The sequence below is a fragment of the Tepidimonas alkaliphilus genome, assembly GCF_007556595.1.
Lineage (GTDB): Bacteria > Pseudomonadota > Gammaproteobacteria > Burkholderiales > Burkholderiaceae_C > Tepidimonas > Tepidimonas alkaliphila.
Map to the genome: position 1 here is coordinate 1 of NZ_VJNB01000015.1, position 24,358 is coordinate 24,358.

Annotated in this window: 22 protein-coding genes and 1 other RNA gene; 12 read left to right on the forward strand and 11 right to left on the reverse strand. The window is 68.6% G+C overall.

From position 1 onward, the window contains the following. From Talka_RS11020 to rpmG, 3 genes are all read left to right on the forward strand, one after another. The coding region (locus Talka_RS11020) for an integrase core domain-containing protein (RefSeq protein WP_185970146.1) at positions 1 to 309 on the forward strand (309 nt) is incomplete at its 5' end. Positions 310 to 655: 346 nt separating this feature from the next. After that, on the forward strand, positions 656 to 889 hold the full coding sequence (rpmB, locus tag Talka_RS11025; protein WP_132963501.1) for a 50S ribosomal protein L28: 234 nt from the start codon (positions 656 to 658) through the stop codon (positions 887 to 889). 26 nt (positions 890 to 915) lie between these two features. Continuing rightward, positions 916 to 1,086 (forward strand): 50S ribosomal protein L33, encoded by a 171-nt coding sequence (rpmG, locus tag Talka_RS11030; protein WP_132963502.1) that lies wholly within the window; start codon positions 916 to 918, stop codon positions 1,084 to 1,086. A gap of 180 nt (positions 1,087 to 1,266) precedes the next feature. Here the strand turns inward: rpmG and Talka_RS11035 are convergent, their stop codons facing one another. The 5 genes from Talka_RS11035 to ompA all read right to left on the reverse strand — a co-directional run bounded on the left by Talka_RS11035 (position 1,267) and on the right by ompA (position 5,225). Then, the gene (locus tag Talka_RS11035; RefSeq protein ID WP_143891380.1) at positions 1,267 to 2,493 is read right to left on the reverse strand and encodes a DesA family fatty acid desaturase; all 1,227 of its coding nucleotides are present in this window, start codon (positions 2,491 to 2,493) and stop codon (positions 1,267 to 1,269) included. A 145-nt stretch (positions 2,494 to 2,638) separates the two neighbouring features. Next, positions 2,639 to 3,016, reverse strand: a transfer-messenger RNA (tmRNA) gene (gene ssrA, locus Talka_RS11040). 15 nt (positions 3,017 to 3,031) lie between these two features. Continuing rightward, on the reverse strand, positions 3,032 to 3,706 hold the full coding sequence (locus Talka_RS11045; protein ID WP_246100668.1) for an HAD family hydrolase: 675 nt from the start codon (positions 3,704 to 3,706) through the stop codon (positions 3,032 to 3,034). Then, entirely contained in the window at positions 3,703 to 4,419 is a 717-nt protein-coding gene (gene ubiG, locus Talka_RS11050; RefSeq protein WP_143891381.1) for a bifunctional 2-polyprenyl-6-hydroxyphenol methylase/3-demethylubiquinol 3-O-methyltransferase UbiG, read from the reverse strand. Before ubiG ends, Talka_RS11045 begins: the two co-directional genes overlap by 4 nt. 128 nt (positions 4,420 to 4,547) lie before the next feature. After that, positions 4,548 to 5,225: an outer membrane protein OmpA gene (ompA, locus tag Talka_RS11055; RefSeq protein WP_143891382.1), complete on the reverse strand. Its 678-nt coding sequence runs from the start codon at positions 5,223 to 5,225 to the stop codon at positions 4,548 to 4,550. A 347-nt stretch (positions 5,226 to 5,572) separates the two neighbouring features. On the opposite strand from ompA, the gene gyrA reads away from it, so the two are divergent. The 9 genes from gyrA (at position 5,573) to Talka_RS11100 (ending at position 17,183) form a co-directional block, all read left to right on the forward strand. After that, positions 5,573 to 8,197 (forward strand): DNA gyrase subunit A, encoded by a 2,625-nt coding sequence (gyrA, locus tag Talka_RS11060; protein ID WP_143891383.1) that lies wholly within the window; start codon positions 5,573 to 5,575, stop codon positions 8,195 to 8,197. A gap of 4 nt (positions 8,198 to 8,201) precedes the next feature. Further along, complete coding sequence (gene serC, locus Talka_RS11065; protein WP_143891384.1) at positions 8,202 to 9,344, forward strand: 3-phosphoserine/phosphohydroxythreonine transaminase; 1,143 nt, start codon at positions 8,202 to 8,204, stop codon at positions 9,342 to 9,344. Between the two features lie 18 nt (positions 9,345 to 9,362). Further along, positions 9,363 to 10,487, forward strand: coding sequence for a prephenate dehydratase (gene pheA, locus Talka_RS11070; RefSeq protein ID WP_143891385.1), 1,125 nt, complete (start codon positions 9,363 to 9,365; stop codon positions 10,485 to 10,487). Further along, positions 10,484 to 11,383, forward strand: coding sequence for a prephenate dehydrogenase (locus Talka_RS11075; protein WP_143891386.1), 900 nt, complete (start codon positions 10,484 to 10,486; stop codon positions 11,381 to 11,383). Before pheA ends, Talka_RS11075 begins: the two co-directional genes overlap by 4 nt. A 9-nt stretch (positions 11,384 to 11,392) precedes the next feature. Continuing rightward, positions 11,393 to 13,423: a bifunctional 3-phosphoshikimate 1-carboxyvinyltransferase/cytidylate kinase gene (locus Talka_RS11080; protein ID WP_143891387.1), complete on the forward strand. Its 2,031-nt coding sequence runs from the start codon at positions 11,393 to 11,395 to the stop codon at positions 13,421 to 13,423. A 168-nt stretch (positions 13,424 to 13,591) separates the two neighbouring features. Further along, on the forward strand, positions 13,592 to 15,271 hold the full coding sequence (rpsA, locus tag Talka_RS11085) for a 30S ribosomal protein S1 (RefSeq protein WP_143891388.1): 1,680 nt from the start codon (positions 13,592 to 13,594) through the stop codon (positions 15,269 to 15,271). Positions 15,272 to 15,443: 172 nt separating this feature from the next. Next, a complete protein-coding gene (locus Talka_RS11090) occupies positions 15,444 to 15,743 on the forward strand; it encodes an integration host factor subunit beta (protein WP_143891389.1) in 300 nt (99 codons plus the stop codon). After that, positions 15,740 to 16,045, forward strand: a complete 306-nt coding sequence (locus tag Talka_RS11095; protein WP_143891390.1) for a lipopolysaccharide assembly protein LapA domain-containing protein — start codon at positions 15,740 to 15,742, stop codon at positions 16,043 to 16,045. The genes Talka_RS11090 and Talka_RS11095 overlap by 4 nt, the downstream gene beginning before the upstream one ends. After that, on the forward strand, positions 16,035 to 17,183 hold the full coding sequence (locus Talka_RS11100) for a lipopolysaccharide assembly protein LapB (RefSeq protein ID WP_143891391.1): 1,149 nt from the start codon (positions 16,035 to 16,037) through the stop codon (positions 17,181 to 17,183). The genes Talka_RS11095 and Talka_RS11100 overlap by 11 nt, the downstream gene beginning before the upstream one ends. A gap of 9 nt (positions 17,184 to 17,192) precedes the next feature. Here the strand turns inward: Talka_RS11100 and Talka_RS11105 are convergent, their stop codons facing one another. The 6 genes from Talka_RS11105 to tkt form a co-directional block, all read right to left on the reverse strand. Continuing rightward, the gene (locus tag Talka_RS11105; protein WP_143891392.1) at positions 17,193 to 17,906 is read right to left on the reverse strand and encodes a Crp/Fnr family transcriptional regulator; all 714 of its coding nucleotides are present in this window, start codon (positions 17,904 to 17,906) and stop codon (positions 17,193 to 17,195) included. Between the two features lie 162 nt (positions 17,907 to 18,068). Then, positions 18,069 to 19,136: a class II fructose-bisphosphate aldolase gene (gene fba, locus Talka_RS11110; protein WP_143891393.1), complete on the reverse strand. Its 1,068-nt coding sequence runs from the start codon at positions 19,134 to 19,136 to the stop codon at positions 18,069 to 18,071. A gap of 31 nt (positions 19,137 to 19,167) precedes the next feature. Continuing rightward, entirely contained in the window at positions 19,168 to 20,373 is a 1,206-nt protein-coding gene (locus Talka_RS11115) for a phosphoglycerate kinase (protein ID WP_143891394.1), read from the reverse strand. An 87-nt stretch (positions 20,374 to 20,460) separates the two neighbouring features. Then, positions 20,461 to 21,483 carry a type I glyceraldehyde-3-phosphate dehydrogenase gene (gap, locus tag Talka_RS11120; protein WP_143891395.1) on the reverse strand — a complete coding sequence of 341 codons (1,023 nt, stop codon included), beginning with the start codon at positions 21,481 to 21,483 and terminating at the stop codon, positions 20,461 to 20,463. A gap of 59 nt (positions 21,484 to 21,542) precedes the next feature. After that, a complete protein-coding gene (gph, locus tag Talka_RS11125) occupies positions 21,543 to 22,268 on the reverse strand; it encodes a phosphoglycolate phosphatase (protein WP_246100669.1) in 726 nt (241 codons plus the stop codon). After that, complete coding sequence (gene tkt, locus Talka_RS11130; RefSeq protein ID WP_143891396.1) at positions 22,265 to 24,301, reverse strand: transketolase; 2,037 nt, start codon at positions 24,299 to 24,301, stop codon at positions 22,265 to 22,267. Before tkt ends, gph begins: the two co-directional genes overlap by 4 nt. Between the last annotated feature and the right edge of the window lie 57 nt (positions 24,302 to 24,358).

The window sequence follows — 24,358 nt, forward strand, 5'->3', positions numbered from 1 at the left end:
CTGCAGCTCAACGACATCGAGCATCGCCGCACCCAGGTGCGCCGGCCACAAACCAACGGGTTCGTGGAGCGCTTGCACCGCAGCGTGCCCGATGAGTTCTTCCGTGTCGCGCTGCGCCAGAAGGTCTGCACGGAGCTCGTCGAACTGCAGCGCGACCTGGATGCCTGGCTGCACCACGACAACCATGAGCGGCCGCACCTGGGCTACCGCAACAACGGTCGCACCCCGTACCAGACCGTGCAGCGCTTCGTGCAGCAGGTCCGACAGGAGCCTGCCGACGAGTCAACAACTGCAACCCAAGAAGGTTAAGAGTACAGTTAAACCCGGCTCCGAGACTGGCTTGCTTCATTGGCGGCGCTCCTGCGTTGTGCTTCCTCACAGGCGTCATGCTACCTGGTCAGGAGTGGGTTGTGCAGACGTTCCCAAGAGAGTGCAACCCACCAGCATGGGAAACCTGGTATAATGGCGCTTTTGCCGCGGTCAGACGGCCGCGGCAATTTGGCCGCCCGCGAGCCGGAGCCGTCCACACGCCGTGTATTGTCCAGACGAGGCACTCCACGTGTGGCAGGCGGCACAGCACAGGACGCGGGCGAGGTGCGGCCTAGGGTTACCGTTGGGCCTTGGCCGCGGAATCTTCAATGGAGTGACCAGCATCATGGCACGTGTGTGCGAAGTGACGGGCAAAAAGCCCATGGTGGGGCACAACGTCTCCCACGCCAACAACAAAACCAAGCGCCGCTTTCTGCCGAACCTGCAGACGCGGCGGTTCTGGATCGAAAGCGAGAAGCGCTGGGTGCGCCTGCGTGTATCGGGCGCGGCGCTGCGTTTGATTGACAAAGTCGGAATTGAAGCGGTGCTGGCCGACCTGCGCGCCCGCGGTCAAGCTTAAACGCACAGCAAGACGAGGAGCTCATCATGGCGGCCAAAGGCGGACGCGAAAAGATCAAACTGGAATCGACCGCAGGCACCGGTCACTTTTACACCACGACCAAGAACAAAAAGACGACGCCGGACAAGCTGTCGTTCATGAAATACGACCCGGTGGCGCGCAAGCACGTGGAATACAAAGAAGCCAAGCTGAAGTAAGCGCCAGCCACGCCCGTATCGGCGTGCCGCAGTCGCAATATCAAAAAACCGCCAGCCGTCGCTGGCGGTTTTTGCTTGGTCGATGTCGCTACCGCGCCGGCATCGCGAGCCCGTTCAAACAAGAACAGCGGCCAACCCTGCCGCCGTTTTCCGCTGCGCGATAGATCACCAGTCCCGCCTTTACGGCGCCGTCGGCGCCAGCTGCGCCGCGCGCAAGCGCTGCGCGAAGCGATGCAGCGCCTCGATGCCGCTTTGCTCGGCGCGTTGGATCCACGCCTGCAGCTCGCGCGCCATCTGCTCGCGCGACAGCGCCGCATCCGACCACAGGCGGCGCAATTCTTCGCGCATCGCGTGCATCGTCGCCAAGCTCGGCGCGTGACCCAGCAGCTGCTGCAGCCGCGCGCGCACCGACGCCGGCACTTTGTCATCGTCACGGTGCAGCCAGCGCCGCGCCAGCTTCAACAGCGACTCGTCGCCGACTTGGGCGCGCAGCGTCGCCCACTCGGCGCGCACCGCAGCGCGCATCTCGCGCGCGTAGCGCGCCATCACTTCGTAGCGGTTGGCGATGATGGCCTCCAGCGTCTTCTCGTCGGGCACCGGCTTGACTTGGCCGAACGCGAGCTTAGGCGGCACTTTCTTTGGGCGCGCCAGACGCAGCGCGGCCAGCGCCCGGATGTAGAGCCAGCCGAGGTCAAACTCATACGGCTTGACCGAAAACTTCGCTGAAGTGGGGAAGGTGTGATGGTTGTTGTGCAGCTCCTCGCCGCCGATGATCACCCCCCACGGGAACACGTTGGTGCTGGCATCGGGCGCCTCGAAGTTGCGGTAGCCCCAGTAGTGGCCAATGCCGTTGATGACGCCGGCGGCCCAAAACGGAATCCACGCCATCTGCACCGCCCACACCGCCAAGCCGGCCGCCCCAAACAGCGCCACGTCCAGGATCAGCATCAGGCTCACCCCGAGGCGCGAGTGACGCGCATACAGGTGACGCTCGATCCAGTCGTCCGGCGTGCCGTGGCCGTAGCGGCGCAGCGTCTCCTCGTTCTTCGCCTCGGCGCGGTAGAGCTCGGCACCCTGCCACAGCACCTTGCGGATGCCGAACACTTGCGGGCTGTGCGGGTCGCCCTCCTGCTCGCACTTGGCGTGGTGCTTGCGGTGAATGGCCGTCCATTCTTTGGTCACCATGCCGGTGGTCAGCCACAGCCAAAAGCGAAAGAAGTGCGCCACGGCTGGATGCAGATCCAGCGCCCGGTGCGCTTGATGGCGATGCAAATACAGCGTGACGCTGACGATGGTGATGTGCGTCATCGCCAGCGTGAACAGCAACATTTGCCACCACGAGGCGCCGGCAAGCCCCTGGGCCAGAAAGTCAAGCAAGGCATCCCAGCCCGTTTGATCGAACAACATGCAAACCCTTTAAACGTCCTCAACTCCAACCCATACCCGCACCGGTGAGGAATCGTGCGGATGGCGCATTGTAGGGGCAACGACGCCGGGGCGGGGATGATCGCGATCAAACATCGCCCGCAGGGTGGCGGAACTGGCGGGTGTTTGGTGGAGCTGGGCGGAGTCGAACCGCCGTCCGCAGGCCTTTCCTGCGCAGTTCTACATGCGTAGCCGTCTGTATGGAGTCTCGTCCCGCGCGCCGCGCAGCGGCACGCTGCGCGCGGAACCAGCAACCTTAGGTCTCGTCGCGCCACAGGTTGCCCGCGGCGCGACCAGCCGATTGAAGCGCCCTTGCTGCCGTCAGGGCCTTACGGCCCCTCCAGCCCGGTCTATCGGCCGACCGGTGCAAGGCTCACCGCGATCAGGCGGCGAGAGCGAAACGTTCGTCGTTCGCAGTTAATTTGCTGCTGTGGTTTAGCGAGGTGACAGCACCTCGGCATGCCCTGCGGCAGGTCTGCACCCACGTCGAAACCGGTGCAGCCCCCTTAAACCTGTTAGTTTAGGACAAATCCAGAAAGTTCAACAGCTCGGCAGGATGGTCGATGTGCGCATCGGCGCTCCAGGCGGCCACATCCGGCTCAAGACCCAAATAGCCGTAGCGCGCCGCCACCGTGCGCATGCCCGCAGCGCGGCCAGCGACGATGTCGCGCTCGTCGTCGCCCACGTAAATGCACGCGGCTGGCTCCACACCCAAACGGCGGGCCGCCTCCAGCAACGGCGCGGGGTGCGGCTTGGGATGCGGGGTGGTGTCGCCCCCGATGACGACGGCCGCCCGCGGCAAGGGATCCACGCGCGCGGCGATCGGCAGCGCGAAGCGCTCCACCTTGTTGGTCACCACGCCCCACGGCAGGCCGGCGCCATCCAGCGCCTGCGCCAGCTGCGGCACACCGTCGAACGGCGCCGTGGCGCGCAGCATCACCTCCTCGTACACCGCCAGGTATTCGGCCTTGGCCGCCTCGAAGGCGTCGTCCCCGGGGTGCAGGTCGAGCGCCACCGCCAGCATGCCGCGCGCGCCGCTGCTGGCGCGCGGGCGGTACACCTCCAGCGGCAGCGGGGGCAGGCCGCGGCGCTGCCGCAGCACGTTGGCCGCGTGGCCAAGATCCGGGGCGCTGTCCAGCAGCGTGCCGTCCAGGTCGAACAGCACCGCGCGCACGCCGCGCCAGCGCGCGCTCACGCCGCCTCCCGGCGCGCGGCCATCAAATAGTTGACACTGGTGTCCGCCGTCAGGGCAAATCGACGCGTCAGCGGGTTGTAAGTCAACCCCTTTAGCTGTTTCACCTCCAATTCCGCCAGCCGCACCCACTGCGCCAATTCCCGGGGGCGGATGAAGCGGCGATACTCGTGCGTGCCGCGCGGCAGCAGCCGCAGCACATATTCCGCCCCTACGATGGCCAGCAAGAATGCTTTGGGGTTGCGATTCAGCGTTGAGAAAAACACCCAGCCGCCAGGTCTGACGAGCGCCGCGCAGGCCGCCACCACCGAGGCCGGGTCCGGCACGTGCTCCAACATTTCCATGCAGGTGACGATGTCGAACGAGGCGGACTGCTGCTGCGCCAGTTCTTCCACCGCAACAGCGCGATATTGCAGCCCCGTCACTCCCTGCTCAAGCGCGTGCAACTGCGCCACTTTGAGCGGCTTGTCGGCCAGATCGATGCCCAGCACGCGCGCGCCGCGGCGCGCCATCGCCTCGGCCAAAATGCCGCCGCCGCAGCCGACGTCAAGCACATCGCGTCCGCTCAGCGCGCCCGCCAGCTCCTCGATCCAACCCAGACGCAGCGGGTTGATCTGGTGCAGGGGGCGGAACTCACCCGCCGGATCCCACCAGCGGTGGGCCAGATCCGAGAACTTGGCCAGTTCGGCCGCATCGGCGTTCAGCTTCGCTTCCATGGCTCGATTATCGCGGCAGCCCCGCCCCCGCGCACGGGGCCGCGGAAACGACAAAAGCCCCTTGCGGGGCTTTCGTCACAGGGAAACGGCCGTACCCGCCAAGGGCATGGGCGCGGGCGCCAACCCGATCAGCGCGTACCGACGACCTCGATCTCCACCCGACGGTTCTTGGCGCGACCCTCGCGGGTGCGGTTGTCGGCCACCGGCTGAGTCTCGCCTTTGCCTTCGGTGTAGATGCGGTTGGCATCGACCCCCTTGCTAACCAGGTAAGCCTTAACCGCTTCGGCGCGGCGCACCGAAAGCTTCTGGTTGTAGGCTTCCGGGCCCGTCCAGTCGGTGTGGCCGACCGCGATCACCACTTCCAGCTTGATGGACTTGATTTTCTCAACCAGGTCATCCAGCCGCGCTTTGCCTTCGGGCTTGAGCACCGCCTTGTCGAAGTCAAAGAACACGTCGGCGGCGTAGGTCACTTTGGCCGGCGCGACCGCAGCGGGAGCAGGCGCCGGCTCCGGCGCCGGAGCCGGAGCTGGTGCCGCCGCAGCCGGAGCGGGGGCTGGAGCCGGCGCAGGGGCGGGGGCTGGAGCCGGCGCCGGCGCCGGTGCCGGTGCCGGCGTGATGGCACCGTCGCAGCCCTGAGCGGCGGTGGCCGGCGTCCACGCGCTGTTGCGCCAGCACAGCTCGTTGGTGCCGTTTTTCCACACCAGGTCGCCCGAACCGTTGCGCCAGTTGTCAACAGTCTGGGCGCCTGCCGCCGAGGCCATCGCAGCCGAGGCGAACAGCGCGGCAATCTTGGTGAGCTTGTTCATGGGGTTCCTCTAGGTATGGGTCAACGCGGAGACAGATCGCGGATCCGCATTCCATAGACGGATCTTTGCGCTCTTGGTTCCATTCTGCCACAACCGACACGCGCACCCAAGCCGCCTGCGGCATCTCAAGCGACGGCTTGGCCGTGGGATGTTGCCGCCATGCGACACACCCAGGGGCGATCCGTCAGCCTGCGCCTCGACCCGGGGGGCGCGGGACGGCCCTCAGCGCCTCGGTAGAATCTGTTTGGATCATTTTCGATGGCCGGCTCGCCCCTGGCGGATACGGAACCAGGCGCGACCCGTTGGCGGCATTGCCGCTTCTTGAATAGCCGGCGCAGGTTGCATTCATGACCTTTCCATTCGCCCACGAAACCCTGCCCGTCAGCCTCGAAGAGGAGATGCGCCGCAGCTACCTCGATTACGCGATGAGCGTGATCGTGGGGCGCGCGCTGCCCGACGCCCGCGATGGCCTGAAGCCCGTGCACCGGCGCGTGCTGTATGCCATGCATGAGCTGGGCAACGACTGGAACCGGCCGTACAAGAAATCCGCGCGCATCGTCGGCGACGTCATCGGTAAATACCACCCGCACGGCGACAGCGCGGTCTACGACACCATCGTGCGCATGGCGCAGGACTTCAGCCTGCGCCACATGCTGATCGACGGCCAGGGCAACTTCGGCTCGGTCGATGGCGACGCCGCCGCCGCGATGCGCTACACCGAGATCCGGCTGGCCAAGATCGCGCACGAGATGCTGGCCGACATCGACAAGGAAACGGTCGATTTCGGCCCCAACTACGACGGCAGCGAGCGCGAGCCGCTGGTGCTGCCGGCGCGGTTGCCAAACCTGCTGGTCAACGGCTCGGCCGGCATCGCGGTGGGCATGGCCACCAACATCCCGCCGCACAACCTCAACGAGGTGGTGGACGCCTGCCTGCATCTGCTGGCCCACCCCGAGGCGACGGTGGATGACCTGATGGCCTTCATCCCGGCGCCGGATTTTCCGACCGCCGGCATCATCTACGGCATCCAGGGCGTGCGCGAGGGCTACCGCACCGGGCGCGGGCGCGTGGTGATGCGCGCGCGCTGCCACTTCGAGGACATCGACCGCGGCCAGCGCCAGGCCATCGTGGTCGATGAGCTGCCCTACCAGGTCAACAAGAAGGTGCTGCTGGAGCGCATCGCCGAGCTGGTGCGCGACAAGAAGATCGAGGGTATCAGCCACATCCAGGACGAGTCCGACAAGTCCGGCATGCGGGTGGTGATCGAGCTCAAGCGCGGCGAGGCGCCCGAGGTCGTCCTCAACAACCTCTACAAGCACACGCAGCTGCAGGACACCTTCGGCATCAACATGGTGGCGCTGGTCGATGGCCAGCCCAGGCTGTGCAACCTGAAGGATCTGCTCGACATCTTCCTGCAGCACCGGCGCGAGGTGGTGACGCGGCGCACGGTGTTCGAGCTGCGCAAGGCGCGCGAGCGCGGCCACGTGCTGGAAGGGCTGGCGGTGGCGCTGGCCAACATCGACGAGTTCATCCGCATCATCCGCGAAAGCCCCACCCCGCCGGTGGCCAAGGCCGAGCTGATGGCGCGCCGCTGGGATAGCGAACTGGTGCGCGCGATGCTGACGCGCGCGCGCGCCGACGGCGGCACGGTCAACGCCGACGATTACCGCCCCGAGGGGCTGGCGCGCGCCTACGGGCTGCAGGCCGACGGGCTCTACGCGCTGTCGGAGACGCAGGCGCAGGAGATCCTGCAGATGCGGCTGCAGCGCCTGACCGGCCTGGAACAGGACAAGATCGTCACCGAATACAAGGAGGTGATGGCGCAGATCGACGACCTGCTCGACATCCTGGCCAAGCCCGAGCGCGTCACGGCGATCATCGCCGAGGAGCTGCGCGCCCTCCGCGCCGAGTTCGGCCAGACCCCGCAGGGCCAGCGCCGCAGCCAGATCGAGCCCGATGCGCAGGAGCTCGACACCGAGGACCTGATCGCGCCGCAGGACATGGTGGTGACGCTGTCGCACGCCGGCTACGTCAAGGCGCAGCCGCTGTCGGAATACCGCGCGCAGCGCCGCGGCGGTCGCGGCAAGCAGGCCGCCGCCACCAAGGACGACGACTGGATCGACCAGCTCTTCATCGCCAACACGCACGACTGGATGCTGTGCTTTTCCAACCGCGGGCGGGTCTATTGGCTCAAGGTGTGGGAGGTGCCCGCCGGCGGGCGCGGCGCGCGCGGGCGGCCGATCGTCAACATGTTCCCGCTGGCCGACGGCGAGAAGATCACCGTGGTGCTGCCGCTGACCGGCGAGTTCCGCAGCTTCCCGGCCGATCACTACGTCTTCATGGCCACCGCGCAGGGCGTGGTCAAGAAAACGCCGCTCGAGGAATTCAGCAACCCGCGCAAGGCCGGCATCATCGCCGTCGATCTGGACGAGGGTGACTACCTGATCGGCGCAGCGCTGACCGACGGGCGGCACGACGTGATGCTGTTTTCGGACGCCGGCAAGGCGGTGCGCTTCGACGAGAACGACGTGCGCCCGATGGGCCGGCAGGCGCGCGGCGTTAAGGGCATGACGCTGGAGGACGGTCAGCAGGTGATCGCGCTGCTGGTGGCCGAGGACGAGACGCAGAGCGTGCTGACCGCCACCGAAAACGGCTACGGCAAGCGCACCCCCATCGTCGAATACACCCGCCACGGGCGCGGCACCAAGGGTATGATCGCCATCCAGACCAGCGAGCGCAACGGCAAGGTGGTGGCCGCTACGCTGGTGCGCCCGGACGACGAGATCATGCTGATCTCCGACCGTGGGGTGCTGGTGCGCACGCGCGTGGCCGAGATCCGCGAGATGGGCCGCGCCACGCAGGGGGTCACGCTGATCAGCCTGGATGATGGCGACCGCTTGAGCGGTCTGCAGCGTATCGCCGACGCCGGCGACGAGGACGAAGGCGGCGAACCCGCCCCCGCGGAGGGCTGAGCCGATGGCGCGCCCGTTCAATTTCTCCGCCGGCCCGGCCACCATGCCCGAGGCGGTGCTGCGCCAGGCCGCCGCCGAGATGCTGGACTGGCACGGCTGCGGCATGGGCGTGATGGAGATGAGCCACCGTGGCCGCGAATTCGGCGAGATCCTCGAGCAGGCGCAAGCCGATCTGCGCGCGCTGCTGGCCATCCCCGACCACTTCAAGGTGCTGTTCAGCCAGGGCGGCGCGCTGGCGCACAACGCGATGGTGCCGCTCAACCTCGCCGGGCGCCATCCGCAGCGCGCGGTGGATGTGGTCGTCACCGGCGCGTGGAGCCAGAAGTCGGCGCAGGAGGCGCGCCGCTACGCCGACGTGCAGGTGGCCGCCAGCGGCGCCGACGGCGGCTACACCGCCATCCCCGATCCGGCCACGTGGCGGCTGCGCGCCAACCCCGCCTACGTGCACCTGTGCAGCAACGAGACCATCCACGGCGTCGAATTTCACCAGCTGCCCGATCTGGCGGCGCTGGGGTGCGACGCCCCGCTGGTGATCGACTTCTCCTCCCACGTGCTGTCGCGCCCGATCGACTGGGGCCGCGTGGGGTTGGCGTTCGGCGGGGCGCAGAAGAACATCGGCCCGGCGGGGCTGACGCTCATCATCGTGCGTGAGGATCTGCTCGGCCACGCGCTGCCGATCTGCCCGAGCGTGTTCGACTACCGCGTGCTGGCCGAGCAGCAGTCGATGGTCAACACGCCGCCGACCTGGGCCATCTACGTGGCGGGCCTGGTGTTCCAGTGGGTGGCCGCGCAACGCGAAGGTGAGCTCACCGGCGTGGCGGCGATGGAGGCGCGCGCGATCGAGCGCGCGCGGCTGCTGTACGAGGCCATCGATGGCTCGCAGCTTTACGTCAACCTCGTGGATCCGGCCTGCCGCTCGCGCATGAACGTGCCGTTCTTCCTGCGCGGCGACGACGGCCGGCCGCTGAAGGACCCGGCGCACCCGCGCAACGCCGCCTTCCTGCGTGGCGCGCAGCAGCGCGGGCTGCTGCAACTGAAGGGCCACAAGTCGGTCGGCGGCATGCGCGCCAGCCTCTACAACGCCATGCCGATCGAGGGCGTGCAGGCCCTGGTGGATTACTTGCGCGAGTTCGAGCGCAGCGCGTAAAAGAGGAAACCCGCGCCGATGACGACGCCCAGCCCTGCCCCGCCTCCACAGCCCCAGGCCAGCCCGGCGCTGCGCGCCTTGCGCGACCAGATCGACGCCCTCGACCGCGAGCTGCTGCGTTTGCTGAATGAGCGCGCGCGCATCGCGCAGCAGGTTGGCGAACTGAAACGCGCCGAAGGCTCGCCGTTTTTTCGACCCGACCGAGCGGCGCAGGTGATCGCCAACATCGAGGCTGCCAACCCGGGCCCGCTGCACAACCGCCACGTGGCGGCGATCTGGCGCGAGATCATGTCGGCCTGCCTGGCGCTGGAGGCGCCGATGCGGGTGGCCGTGCTCGGCCCCGAAGGCACGTTCTGCGAGCAGGCCGCGATCGAATACTTCGGCAGCGCCGCCGAGCTGATTCACTGCCCGAGCTTCGACGAAGTGTTCCACGCCACCGCAGCGGGCACGGCGCAGTTTGGCGTCGTCGGCATGGAAAACTCCACCGAGGGCGTGGTGGCGCGCTCGCTGGATCTGTTCCTGCGCTCGCCAGTGCACATCGTCGGCGAAATCAGCCTGCTGGTGCGCCACAACCTGCTGCGCCAGGTGCCCAGCCTGGAGGGCATCGAGGTGGTGATGGCGCACCCGCAGGCGCTGGCGCAGTGCCAGGGGTGGCTGTCGGCGCACCTGCCGCACGCCGAGCGGCGCGCCGTGGCCAGCAACGCCGAAGGGGCGCGGCTTGCCACCACCCACCCGGCGTGGGCGGCGCTGGCCAGCGAGCGCGCCGCGGCGCAGTACGCGCTGCACATCGTGGCGCACGCGATCCAGGACGAAGCCTACAACCGCACGCGCTTTGCCATCATCTGCCTGCCGCAGACGATGGCCATGCCCGGGCCGAGCGGACGCGACTGCACCAGCATCGTCGTCTCGGTGCCGAACCGCCCCGGCGCCGTGCACGACCTGCTCAAACCGCTCAAGGAGCACGGCGTCTCGATGACGCGCTTCGAGTCGCGCCCGGCCAAGTCGGGGCAATGGGAATATTACTTCTACATCGACATCGCTGGCCACCCCTCGCAGCCGCACGTGGCCGCGGCGCTGCAGGAGCTGCAGGGCCTGTGCGCGTTTTACAAGATGCTCGGGGCCTACCCGGTGTCGGAATCATGAGCGGCGCGGCGGCTGCGGCGCCGGTGCGGCGCCTGGCGGTGATCGGCTGCGGGCTGATGGGTGGCTCGTTCGCGCGCGCGCTGCGCGCCCGCGGTCTCCTGCAGCAGGCGGTCGGCGTGGCCCGCTCGGCCGAGGCGCGCGCGCGCGCCGTGGCGCTGGGCGTGGTGGACGAGGCCACCGACGACCCTGCGGCCGCCGCGCGCGGCGCCGACGTGGTGCTGCTGGCCGTGCCGGTGGCGGCCACCGAAGCGACGCTGCGCGCGCTCGCCCCGGCGCTGGCGGACGACGCGCTGCTGATGGACGTCGGCTCCACCAAGGCCGACGTCGTGGCCGCGGCGCGCGCGGCGCTGGATGCGGCGCGGCTGGCACGCTTCGTGCCGGCGCACCCAATCGCCGGCAAGGAAAAGGCCGGCGTCGAGCACGCCTGCGCCGAGCTCTACCGCGGCGCGCAGGTGATCGTCACACCGCTGCCGGAAACCGCCGCCGACGCGCAACGGCGCGCGCAGGCGCTGTGGGAGGCCGTGGGCGCGCGCGTGCGCACGATGACGCCGCAGGCGCACGATGCGGCGCTGGCCGCGGTGAGCCACCTGCCGCACCTGCTGGCGTTCGCCGCCGTGCACGCGCTGGCGCAGCAGCCCGACGGGGCGCGCTTCCTGGAACTGGCCGGGCCGGGCTTTCGCGACTTTACGCGCATCGCCGCCAGCGACCCCGACGTCTGGCGCGACATCCTGCACGCCAACGCCGCCGAGGTGCGCGCGCAGGCGGCGGCGTTTCGCGCCGCGCTGGACGCTTTCGAGGCGGCGCTGGCGGAGCCGGCGCGGCTGCGGCTGCTGATCGACGAGGCCAGCCGCGTGCGCCGCGCCTGGGCGCCGGCCGGCGCGCCCCCCAGCCCCTGAAACAAGCCGATGTACGACATCCCCTTCCTCGATCTGCCCCCGCTGCGCCGCGCCGGCGGCACCGTGCGCCTGCCCGGCTCCAAGAGCATCTCCAACCGCGTGCTGCTGCTGGCGGCGCTGAGCGCCGGTCGCACCGTCGTGCGCGACCTGCTGGACTCCGACGACACGCGCGTGATGCTCGAGGCGCTGCAGACGCTGGGCTGCGGTCTGGAGCGGCTCGACGCCACCACGGTGGCGGTGACGGGCCTCGCCGGGCGGCTGCCGGTGCGGCAGGCGGCGCTGTTCCTCGGCAACGCCGGCACCGCCATGCGCCCGCTGACGGCGGCGCTGGCGCTGCTGGCCGCACGCGAGGGTGGCCACTTTGAGCTGCGCGGCGTGCCGCGCATGCACGAGCGGCCGATCGGCGACCTGGTGCAGGCGCTGCGCCAGCTCGGCGCCGGCGTCGATCACCTGGGGCAGGAAGGCTACCCGCCGCTGCGCGTGCGCGGCCCGGCGGCGCTGCACTTGGAAGCCCCGATCCGCGTGCGCGGCGACGTCTCCAGCCAGTTCCTCACCGCGCTGCTGCTGGCGCTGCCGCTGGTGGCGCAGGCGCAGCCGGTCACCGTGGAGGTGGCGGGCGAGCTGATCTCCAAGCCCTACGTCGAGATGACGCTCAAGCTCTTGGCGCGCTTCGGCGTGGCGGTGCAGCGCGACGGCTGGCGGCGCTTTACCATCCCGGCTGGCGCGCGCTACGTCACGCCGGGCGAGGTGCACGTCGAGGGCGACGCCTCCGCGGCCAGCTACTTCATCGCCGCCGGGGCGCTGGCGGCCACGGCCCAGCCGGTGACGATCGAAGGCGTGGGGCTGGCCTCGATCCAGGGCGACGTGGCGTTTGCCGACGCGGCGCGCGCGATGGGCGCGGTGGTGGAAGGCGAGGCCAACCGGCTGCACGTGCACCGTGGCGCCTGGCCGCTGCGCGCGCTCGATCTGGACTGCAATGCGATTCCCGACGCCGCGATGACGCTGGCGGTGCTGGCGCTCTACGCCGACGGCCCAAGCACCCTGCGCGGCATCGGCAGCTGGCGCGTCAAGGAGACCGACCGCATCGCCGCCATGGCCGCCGAACTGCGCCGGCTCGGCGCCACCGTCGAAGAGGGGCCGGACTGGCTGCGCGTGCACCCGCTGCCGGCCAACGGCTGGCGCGCCGCCGCGCTGCACACCTACGACGACCACCGCATGGCGATGTGCGGGTCGCTGGCGGCGTTCAATCCGGCGCGCCAGCCGGTGCGCATCCTCGACCCCCGGTGCGTCGCCAAGACCTTCCCGGACTATTTCGAGACGCTGTGGCAGGTGGTCGAGGCCGACCCCACCGACATCCCGGTGATCTGCATCGACGGGCCCAGCGCCTCCGGCAAGGGGACGCTGGCGGCGGCGCTGGCGCGGCGGCTCGGCTACCACGTGCTGGACTCGGGCGCGCTGTACCGGCTGGTGGGGCTGGCGGCGGCGCGCGCCGGCGTGCCCACCGACGCCGCGGCGCTGCAGGACGAGGCGGTGCAGGCGCGGCTGGGGGAGCTGGCGCGCACGCTGCCGGCGCGCTTCGACGGCGGGCGCGTCTGGCTCGGGCAGGAAGACGTCACCACCGAACTGCGCAGCGAGGAGGCCGGCGCGGCGGCCTCGCGCGTCTCGGCGGTGCCGGCGGTGCGCGCCGGGCTGCTGGCGCTGCAGCGGGCCTTCCGCCGCCTGCCGGGGCTGGTGGCCGACGGGCGCGACATGGGCACGGTGATCTTTCCGGACGCGGCGCTGAAGGTGTTCCTGACCGCCAGCGCCCGCGCGCGCGCCGAGCGGCGCCACGAGCAGTTGCGCGCGCGCAACGAACATGCTAGCATTGAAAGTCTTTTGGCCGAGCTCGAGGCCCGCGATGCGCGCGACCGCGCGCGCAGCGTGGCGCCGCTTGCGGCGGCCGAGGATGCGCTGCTGCTCGACAACACGCACCAGACGATCGAGGAGTCGGTCGAGGCGGTGCTTGGCTGGTGGGCGCAGCGGCGGCCGTTCGAGGTATGAAACCCCGGGCGGCTGTCGATGTTTGTCTGTTGATGAAGGCCCCTCTCATTCGCAGGCAGCAAGAGAGCCGCCCGCAACGGAGGGATGTTCAACCCAACCCACCCGCGCCTCAAGCCGGGTGACCGCTTAGCCCGCCGCCGCAAGCGGCGGTTGTTCACAGGAAACTACATGTCTGAATCGTTCGCCGCCCTGTTCGAAGAGTCGCTTCAACGTGCCGACCTGCGTGTGGGCGAAGTCATCACCGCCGAGGTTGTGCGCATCGACCCCAACTACGTGGTCGTCAACGCCGGCCTGAAGTCCGAAGCCTACATTCCGGTGGAGGAATTCAAAAACGATCAGGGCGAGCTCGAAGTGCAGGAAGGCGACTTCGTGGCCGTGGCTGTGGAGGCTGTCGAAAACGGCTACGGCGACACCATCCTGTCGCGCGAAAAAGCCAAGCGCCTGGCGGCCTGGATGATGCTGGAAAAGGCGCTGGAGTCCGGCGAATTCGTCACCGGCACCACCACGTTCAAGGTCAAGGGCGGCCTCAAGGTCATGGTCAACGGCATCAGCGCGTTCCTGCCGGGCTCGCTGGTGGACACCCGCCCCGTCAAGGATTTGACGCCTTACGAGGGCAAGACCATGGAATTCAAGGTCATCAAGCTCGACCGCAAGCGCAACAACGTGGTGCTGAGCCGCCGCGCCGTCATTGAAGCCAGCATGGGCGAAGAGCGCGCCAAGCTGCTGGAAACCCTCAAGGAAGGCGCCATCGTCACCGGCGTGGTCAAGAACATCACCGAATACGGCGCCTTCATCGACCTGGGCGGCATCGACGGCCTGCTGCACATCACCGACATGGCTTGGCGCCGCGTGCGCCACCCGAACGAAGTGGTGCAAGTCGGCCAGGAGGTCACGGCCAAGGTGCTGAAGTTCGACCCCGAGCGCCAGCGCGTCAGCCTGGGCCTGAAGCAGATGGGCGACGACCCGTGGCTGGGCGTGGCGCGGCGTTACCCCGCCGGCACCCGCCTGTTCGGCAAAGTCACCAACATCGCCGACTATGGCGCCTTCGTCGAGCTGGAGCCCGGCATCGAGGGCTTGGTGCACGTCTCCGAGATGGACTGGACCAACAAGAACGTCGCGCCGAACAAGGTGGTGGCCATCGGCGACGAGGTCGAGGTCATGGTGCTGGACATCGACGAGGACAAGCGCCGCATCAGCCTCGGCATGAAACAGTGCAAGCCCAACCCATGGCAGGAATTTGCGGATACGCACCGCAAGGGCGACCGTGTCAAAGGCCCGATCAAATCGATCACCGACTTCGGCATCTTCGTCGGCCTGGAAAACGGCATCGACGGTCTGGTGCACCTGTCGGATCTGTCGTGGAACGAGCCCGGCGAGGTCGCGGTGCGCAACTTCAAGAAAGGCCAGGAGGTCGAGGCCGTCGTGCTGGGCGTGGACGTCGAGCGCGAGCGCATCAGCCTGGGCATCAAGCAGCTCGACGCCGACCCGTTCACCACCTTCGTGGCCATCCACGACAAAGGCGCCACCGTCACCGGCACCGTCAAGAGCGTGGACGCCAAGGGCGCCGAGATTGACTTGGGCAACGACGTCACCGGCTACCTGCGCGCCAGCGAAATCTCGCGTGACCGCGTCGAGGACGCGCGCAACGTGCTGAAGGTCGGCGACGAGGTGACCGCCGTGATCATCAACGTCGATCGCAAAAACCGCAGCATCCAGCTGTCGATCAAGGCCAAAGACGCCGCTGACCAGCAGGAGGCGATGGCCAGCCTGGCGCAACACGCTGGCAACGCCGGCACCACCAACCTGGGCGCGCTGCTGCGCGCCAAGCTCGACAGCAGCAACAATTGACAGCGTCCGAGCTGCGCCGCGCTTGCCGCGGCGCGCTGGAGCGCTTGCATCGCCATTAAGCCCGTCGCGGCTCGCAAGCCCGACGGGCTTGTTCGTTGGCCCCTGTCGTCTGCACGCTGCAAGAGTCACTGCAGCGGCGAATCGGCGGGTCGTGTTGGGCATAATCCGCCGCATGAACCGCAGCGATTTGATTGAAGCGCTGGCTGAGCGTTGCCCTCACCTGACGGCAGCCGACGCTCAGGCCGTGGTGATGACGCTGTTGCAAACCATGGCGGCGGCGCTGGCAGCCGGCCAGCGTATTGAACTGCGCGGCTTCGGCAGCTTCAGCGTGCACGAACGCGAGCCGCGCCAAGCCCGCAATCCGCGCACGGGCGCCGCAGTGGAGGTGCCCCTGCGACGCGGGGTGCACTTCAAGCCCGGCAAGGCGCTGCGCGACGCGGTGGATCGGGCCGCTCACCCCAAGCTGCCATGAATGCCTTGCGTTGGCTGCTGCGGGCCGCCTTTTTCTTTTTGATCTTTGCACTGGCGTTGAACAACACCGCGCCGGTGGTGGTGCACGGCCTCTTTGGCACCCGCTGGGAGGGGCCGCTGGCGCTCGTTCTGTTGATCGTGCTGCTGTTGGGCGTGCTGTTGGGCATGGCGGTGATGGCGCCGATGTGGTGGCGCGCGCGGCGGCTGGCCCGCCGCGAAACGGTCGCCCCGAGCCCCAGTCCAGCAACCTCAGCCTCGCTCGAAGGTCGGCGCAGCGAGACGGATTGGCCCGATGCCGTTTGATTTCGGCTGGTTGCTGTGGGCGCTGCCAGTGGCGTTTGGCTTGGGCTGGCTGGCCTCGCGGCTGGATTTGCGGCACTGGCGGCTGGAAGGGCGACGCGCGCCGCGCGCCTATTTTCGCGGCCTGCAGCACCTGCTCAACGAACAGCAAGATCAAGCGATTGACGCCTTCGTGGAAGCGGTGCGGCACGACCCCGATGCCGCCGAGCTCTACTTCGCGTTGGGCGCTTTGTTTCGGCGTCGCGGCGATTATGAGCGCGCAGTGCGCGTGCACGAGCATCTGCTGGCGCGCGCCGATTTGGGCGCCGCCGAACGCGAGCGTGCTCAGCACGCGCTGGCGCATGACTTTCTGAAAGCCGGCTTGCTGGATCGCGCCGAAGCGGCGTTTCGGGCTCTGCTGCAGACGCGCTTCGACACCGATGCGCGGTTGGCGCTGCTGCACGTGTATGAGCGAGGACGGGACTGGACGCGCGCCGCCGAGATGGCTGAAACCCTGGAAGGGCGCGAACACGGCAGTTTTCGGCTGCGGCGCGCGCACCACATCTGTGAGCAGGCTGCCGCCTTGCAGCGCCAGCAACGGCACGGCGAAGCGCTGGCGCTGCTGGAAGCCTTGGTGCAGCGCATCCCCGAATCGCCGCGCGCCTGGGTCGCCTTGGCCGAGCTGCGCCAGGCGCTAGGGCAAACCGAAGGGGCGCTGCAGGCCCTGCTGGCACTGGTGCGGCATGCACCCAGCCACGTGCCGTTGGTGGCGCACCCGCTGGCCCAGACCGCTGCCGCTGCGGGACGTCAACGCGAGGTGCGCGTGCAGCTGCAAACGTGGGCCGAGCAGCACCCACCTTCGGTGGACGTCACGCAAGCGCTGGCCGCGCTGGAAGACGAACTCAGCGCAGCGCGCCAGCGCTACGTCGAGCACCTGCGCCACGCGCCCTCTTTGGTAGCGGCCAACCTGTGGCTGGCCGGGGTTCCGTTGGGCGACCCGAATGTCGAGCCGATGGTGCGTCAGGCGTTGCAGCGCGCCTGCGAGCCGCTGAAGCGTTACCGCTGCGTCGCGTGCGGCTTTGAGACGCAGCACTATTTTTGGCACTGCCCCGGATGCCAGGGTTGGGACACCTACCCGCCCCGGCGCGTCGAAGAGCTATGAGCGCGCGCCTCAGCCGGTTATGCGGGCTTGCAAGGCCGCTTCATCGGCAATGCGGTAAAGCCGTCCGATGCGATCCAGCGGCTCCAGAATGCCGGCTTTGACCAGGGCGCTGACTTCGCGGCTCACCGTCTCCAGCTTCAGGTCGAGCATCGCGCCCATGTCCTCGCGTGAAAACAAGGTGACAACCTGGGGGTCGGTGGCGTGGCGCATTTTGAGCACAAAGTTGGCCACGCGCTGGCGCGCGGTGCCGAAGTTGAGCGCCGCCAGCCAGTCATCGGCCTCGCGCAGCGCCGCCTGCCACTTTTGCAGCAGGCGCATGTGCAAGCGCGGCGAGTGCTGCGCCAGCCGGTGGATCACGTCCACCGGGATGCGGCACACCGAAGCTTCGGTCAGAGCCACGGCCTCGCTGTCGTAGCGCGGCCCGGCCAGCGCCTCGATGCCCACCACATCCCCAGGCCGCAGGACGCGCAGCACGCGCTGACGCCCGTCGGGGGTGCTGCGCACCAGCTTGATCAAGCCGCTGCGCAGCGTAAAGACGCTGTGCGCCGGCGCCGCCTCGGCGTAGAGCGACTGCCCGACACCATAGACCAGGTCGTCGATCGGCGCATGGATGAGGTTGAAATCCTGCTCGTTCAAATCGGCAAACAACACCATGTCGCGGATGCCGCACGCTTTGCAATCCGCGGTGCCGCGCCAGGCTGATTCGGTCTTGATGGGGATCATGCGAGCTGAATTGTCGTCGATCAAGCTCGTATTGGACTCACTTGGGAGCCCAAAGTGCCCGCATCACGCCAATAAAAACCCCGCCACGCGGGCGGGGTTGGAGTCGGCGCCGTTGGCGGCTACGCACCGACCCCTAAAAGGGGCCGCGCGCCGGGCGGCCATTTACGCCACTTGAGCGGCAAGCTCGCCTTTTTCGTAGCGCTTGGCCATCGCTTCCAGGTTGTAGATCTTGCCGATGCGGTCGGCCATGCCCGCGCAGCCAAACGCTTCGTAGCGGGCCTTGCAGATGCCGCTCATGGCCTTGGTGGCTTCCTTGAGGAATTTGCGCGGGTCGAATTCCTTCTTGTTCTCGGCCAAAAACTTGCGGATGGCGCCGGTGGCGGCCATGCGCAAGTCGGTGTCGATGTTGACCTTGCGCACGCCGTGCTTGATGCCCTCGACGATCTCCTCCACCGGCACGCCGTAGGTAGTGCCCATGTCGCCGCCATAGGTGTTGATGATGGCCAGCCAGTCTTCCGGCACGCTGGAGCTGCCGTGCATGACCAAATGCACGTTGGGGATGCGGGCGTGAATTTCTTTGACGCGGTCGATGCGCAGCACCTTGCCGGTGGGCTTTTGCGTGAATTTGTAGGCGCCGTGGCTGGTGCCGATGGCGATGGCCAGCGCATCCACCTGGGTCTTCTGCACGAAGTCGGCGGCCTCGTTCGGGTCGGTGAGCAGCATCGAATGATCCAGCGTGCCCTCGGCCCCGATGCCATCCTCCTCGCCGGCTTTGCCGGTTTCCAGGCTGCCCAGGCACCCCAGCTCGCCCTCCACCGAGACGCCGCAAGCATGCGCCATGTCCACCACGGTGCGGGTCACCCGCACGTTGTAGTCGTAGTCGGACGGGGTCTTGCCGTCCTCACGCAAGCTGCCGTCCATCATCACCGAAGTAAAGCCCGACTGGATCGAGCGCATGCACACCCCCGGCGTGGTGCCGTGGTCTTGATGCAGACAGATCGGGATGTCGGGGTATTGCTCGACCGCCGCCAGCACCAGGTGGCGCAAAAACGGTTCGCCCGCGTAGGAGCGCGCCCCCGCTGACGCCTGCAAGATGACGGGGCTGCGGGTGGCCGCCGCCGCCTGCATGATGGCGTGGATCTGCTCCATGTTGTTGACATTGAACGCCGGCACGCCGTAGCCGTGCTCGGCGGCGTGATCCAGCAATTGACGCAAAGTGATCAGTGCCATGGCCTAGCTCCTCGGGAAAAACCGCGTGCGATCAGCCGCGCGCGCGGCGTTGCAAAATTTCAAACGCCGGCAGGGTCTTGCCCTCCAGCACCTCCAGGAAGGCGCCGCCACCGGTGGAGATGTAGCCGACGTCGGACTCGATGCCGTACTTGGCGATCGCCGCCAGCGTGTCGCCGCCGCCGGCGATCGAAAACGCCTTGGAGCGTGCGATCGCCTGCGCGAGCGTGCGCGTGCCGTTCTCGAACGCGGCGAACTCGAACACGCCCACCGGGCCGTTCCAGACGATGGTGCCGGCGCTTTCCAGCAGCGCGGCCAGCTGCGCCGCGGTCTGCGGGCCGATGTCCAGGATCATGTCATCCGCGCCGACCTCGGCAGCGGCCTTGACGGTGGCCGGCGCATCCGGCTTGAACTCCGGCGCGACGACGACGTCGACCGGGATCGGCACCTCGGCGCCACGCGCCTTCATCGCCTCGATGACGGCCTTGGCCTCGCCGACCAGATCAGGCTCGGCCAGGCTCTTGCCGACCGGCAGGCCCGCGGCCAGCATGAAGGTGTTGGCGATGCCGCCGCCGACGATCAGGCGGTCAACCTTCTGCGCCAGCGACTGCAGGATGGTCAGCTTGGTCGAGACCTTGGAGCCGGCCACGATGGCCACCAGCGGGCGCGCCGGCTGTTCCAGCGCGCGCGAGATGGCGTCGATCTCGGCGGCCAGCAGCGGCCCGGCGCAGGCCACCGGCGCGTGCTCGGCAATGCCATAGGTGCTGGCCTCGGCGCGGTGCGCGGTGCCGAAGGCGTCGTGCACGAAGATGTCGCACAGCGCGGCCATCTTGCGCGCCAGCTCCGGGCTGTTCTTCTTCTCGCCCTTGTTGAGGCGGCAGTTTTCCAGCAGCACCACCTGACCCGGCGCCACGGTGAAGCCGCCATCGACCCAGCGCTGGATCAGCGGCACCGGCTGGCCGAGCAGCTCGTTTAAGCGCTCGGCCACCGGGGCGAGCGTGTCCTCGGGCTTGGGCTGGCCCTCGGTCGGGCGGCCCAGGTGTGAGGTGACCATGACGCCGGCGCCGGCCTCCAGCGCCATGCGGATCGCCGGCACGGAGGCGCGGATGCGGGTGTCCTCGGTGATGCGCGCCACGCCGTCCTCGAAGGCCAGCGGCACGTTCAGGTCGGCGCGGATGAAGACGCGCTTGCCCCGGGCCTGGCCCTGGGCGCACAAATCGGCAAAGCGGATGAAGTCCATCGGTTCGGGCTCCGGCTCAGGCGGCCCCGGCGCACGGGCCGGGGCGTTGGACGAGCAATCGTCGGACAGGTTGGCAGCGCAGGCGCCTCACAGCGAGCGGCCGACCACGCGGGCCATCTCCAGGCACTTGTTGGAGTAACCCCACTCGTTGTCGTACCAGGCCACTAGCTTGACGAAGGTCGGGTCGAGCTGGATGCCGGCCTCGGCATCGAACACGCTGGTGCAGACCTCGCCGCGGAAGTCGGTGGCCACGACCTTGTCCTCAGTGTAGCCGAGCACGCCGGCCAGGCCGCCTTCGGCCACCGGCTTGGCGGCCATCGCCTTCATCGCGGCGCAGATCTCGTCGTAGGTGGCGGGCTTTTCCAGCTCGCAGGTCAGATCCACCACCGAGACGTCGCTGGTCGGCACACGGAAAGCCATGCCGGTCAGCTTCTTGTTCAGGCTCGGGATCACCTTGCCGACCGCCTTGGCCGCGCCGGTGGAGCTGGGGATGATGTTTTCCAGGATGCCGCGGCCGCCACGCCAGTCCTTGTTGGAGGGGCCATCGACCGTCTTTTGCGTGGCGGTGGCGGCGTGCACGGTGGTCATCAGGCCGCGCTTGATGCCCCACTGGTCGTGCACCACCTTGGCCAGCGGCGCCAGGCAGTTGGTCGTGCAGCTGGCGTTGGAGATGATGTCCTGACCGGCGTAGCTGCCGTGGTTGACGCCATAGACGAACATCGGCGTGTCGTCTTTGCTCGGCGCGCTCATGATGACGCGCTTGGCGCCGGCCTGCAGGTGCTTGCGCGCGCCGGCGTCGTCAAGGAAGATGCCAGTGGATTCAATGATCACGTCGGCGCCGACGTCACCCCAGCGCAGGTTGGCCGGATCGCGCTCGGCGGTCAGGCGGATGCGGCGACCGTTGACCACCAGGGTGTTGCCCTCCACCGCGACCTCGCCCTGGAAGCGGCCATGCACGCTGTCGTATTTCAGCATGTAGGCAAGGTAGTCCGGCTCCAGCAGGTCGTTGATGCCGACGATCTCAATGTCGCCCTGGAAATGGCGCAGCGCGGCGCGGAACACCATGCGGCCAATGCGGCCGAAACCGTTGATGCCGACGCGGATGGTCATGGATGGATTCTCCTTTTTGGGTCGTGTGGATTCCAAGGGGAAACGAGAAAGGGGTGGCGCTAGCTGCCCACCGCCGTAACCGCCGCCTGCAGCGCCGCGGGCATCAGCGCGCCGAAGTCGGCGATCACCCGATCGGGCGCGCAGGCTTCGATGGGCTCGCCCATGTTGTAGCCATACGGCACGCACCAGACGGCGATGCCGGCATGGCGCGCGGTGGTCACGTCGATGGAGGAGTCGCCCACCAGCAGCGCGCGGCTGCGCTCCACCCCGAAGCGTAGCAGGCTGTCGGTCACCGCCAGCGGGTTGGGCTTCTTGACCGGCAGCGTGTCGCCGCTGATGACACGGTCGAACAGGGATTCGAGCGCATGCGCCTGCAGCACGCGGGCGGTGTAGCGCGCCTCCTTGTTGGTGACGACGACCAGTCGCACGCCTTCGGCGCGCAATGCTTGCAACGCCTCCACCACGTGGGGGTACGGGCGGCTGCGCGTGCCGCAGCGCGCCTCGTAGTGGCGCTGGAACACCGCCTCCGCCGCCGCAAAACCCGCATCGCCGCGCACGGCGTCGGCGCTGCGGCCCTGGCGCGCGGCCAGCGCCTGCACCAGCAGCTCGCGCGTGCCGTGGCCGATCCAGCGCGTCACCTGCTCCAACGTGGCCGGCTGCAGCCCCAGCTCGGTCAGCGTGTCGTTGACGGCGTCGGCGATCTCCGGCGCGGTCTCGACCAGCGTGCCGTCCAGGTCGAACAGCATCAGGTCGAACGGCAGCGCGGTGCGCGCCGGCGCGCTCACGCCAGCACCTCGCGCACGGCCTGCGCCACCTTGGCCGGGGTCAGACCGAAAAACTCATACAGCACCGTGCCGGGGGCAGATTCGCCAAAGCGGTCGATGCCGACCACGCGGCCCCGGCGCCCCACATACTTGCGCCAGAAGTCCGGGTGCGCGGCCTCTACCGCCACCGCCGGCAATGCCGGCGGCAGCACGGCGTCCTGATAAGCGGCGTCCTGACGGTCGAACACCGTGGTGCTGGGCATGGAGACGACACGCGTCGGAATACCCTCGGCGGCCAGCAGCTCTTGCGCTTTGAGCGCAATCGAGACCTCCGAGCCGGTGGCCACGATCACCGCCCGCGCCCCGTCCATGTCCTTCAGCACGTAGCCGCCGCGCGCGGCGCCGTCGGCGTGCGCGCGCTGCGTGACCACCGGCAGGTTCTGCCGCGACAGGCACAGCGCCGAAGGACCATCGCGGCGCTGCACCGCCGCCGCCCACGCCACCAGCGTCTCCAGCGCATCCGCTGGGCGCCAGACGTCGAGGTTAGGGATCAGCCGCAGGCTCGGCACGTGCTCCACGCTCTGGTGCGTCGGGCCGTCCTCGCCCAGGCCGATGGAGTCGTGCGTGAACACGTGCACGACGCGCTGCTTCATCAGCGCCGCCATGCGGATGGCGTTGCGGCTGTAGTCGCTGAAGGTCAGGAACGTGCCGCCATACGGCAGGTAGCCGCCGTGCAGCGCGATGCCGTTCATCATCGCCGCCATGCCGAACTCGCGCACGCCGTAGCTGAGGTGGTTGCCCCAGCGGTCGCGCCCGGCGATCGTGCAGCCCTTGAAGTTGGTCAGGTTGGAGCCGGTCAGGTCGGCGCTGCCGCCGAAGAATTCCGGGATCAGCGGGGCGAGCGCGTCGAGTGCCAGCTGGCTGGCCTTGCGCGTGGCCACGGCGTCGGTGCGCGCAGCAGCCGCGTCCAGCAGCGCCGGCAGGCGCTCGGCCAGCTCGGGCTTGAGCTCGCCGCGCATGCGGCGCTCGAACTCGGCGGCCAGATCCGGATACGCCTCGGCGTAAGCGGCGAAGCGCTGGCGCCAGGCGGCCTCGGTAGCCGCGCCGTGGGCGCGCGCGTCCCAGGCAGCGTAGATCTCGGCCGGGATCTCGAACGGCGCATGCGGCCATTCCAGCGCCGCGCGCGTGGCGGCGACCTCGGCCGCGCCGAGCGCCGCGCCGTGCACGTCGTGCGTGCCGGCCTTGTTCGGCGAGCCCTGGCCGATCACGGTCTTGCAGCAGATCAGCGTCGGCTTGCCGTCCAGGCGGCGCGCCTGCGCCTTGGCCAGCCGGATCGCTGCATCCACCGCATCAGCGTCATGGCCATCGACGTTGCGGATCACGTGCCAGCCGTACGCCTCGAAGCGCGCCGGCGTGTCGTCGGCGAACCAGCCCTCGACGTGGCCGTCGATCGAGATGCCGTTGTCGTCGTAGATGGCGATGAGCTTGGATAGGCGCAGCGTGCCGGCCAGCGAGCAGACCTCGTGGCTGATGCCCTCCATCATGCAGCCGTCGCCGAGGAACACGTAGGTGTAATGATCGACGATGGTGTGGCCCGGGCGGTTGAACTCGGCGGCCAACAGCTTTTCGGCCAGCGCCATGCCCACCGCGTTGGCGATGCCCTGCCCCAGCGGCCCGGTGGTGGTCTCCACGCCCGGGGTGATGCCGACCTCCGGGTGGCCCGGGGTCTTGCTGTGCAGCTGCCGGAAGGCTTTCAGCTCCTCGATCGGGAGATCGTAGCCGGTCAGGTGCAGCAGCGCGTAGATCAGCATCGAGCCGTGGCCGTTGGACAGCACGAAGCGGTCGCGGTCGGCCCAGGCCGGGTTGGCCGGGTTGTGCTTGAGGTGACGGTTCCACAGCACCTCGGCGATCTCGGCCATGCCCATCGGGGCGCCGGGATGGCCGCTCTTGGCCTGCTCGACGGCATCGACCGCCAGCATGCGGATGGCGTTGGCCATACGGCGGGCCAGCTCAGGCGCCGGGGCGGCGCGGGGAGGAAGGTCGCTCAGATTCATCTCAAGGTCGATCCCATAAGGTGAGGGCGTGGCCAGAAAACACCGCGGGGCTGTGGC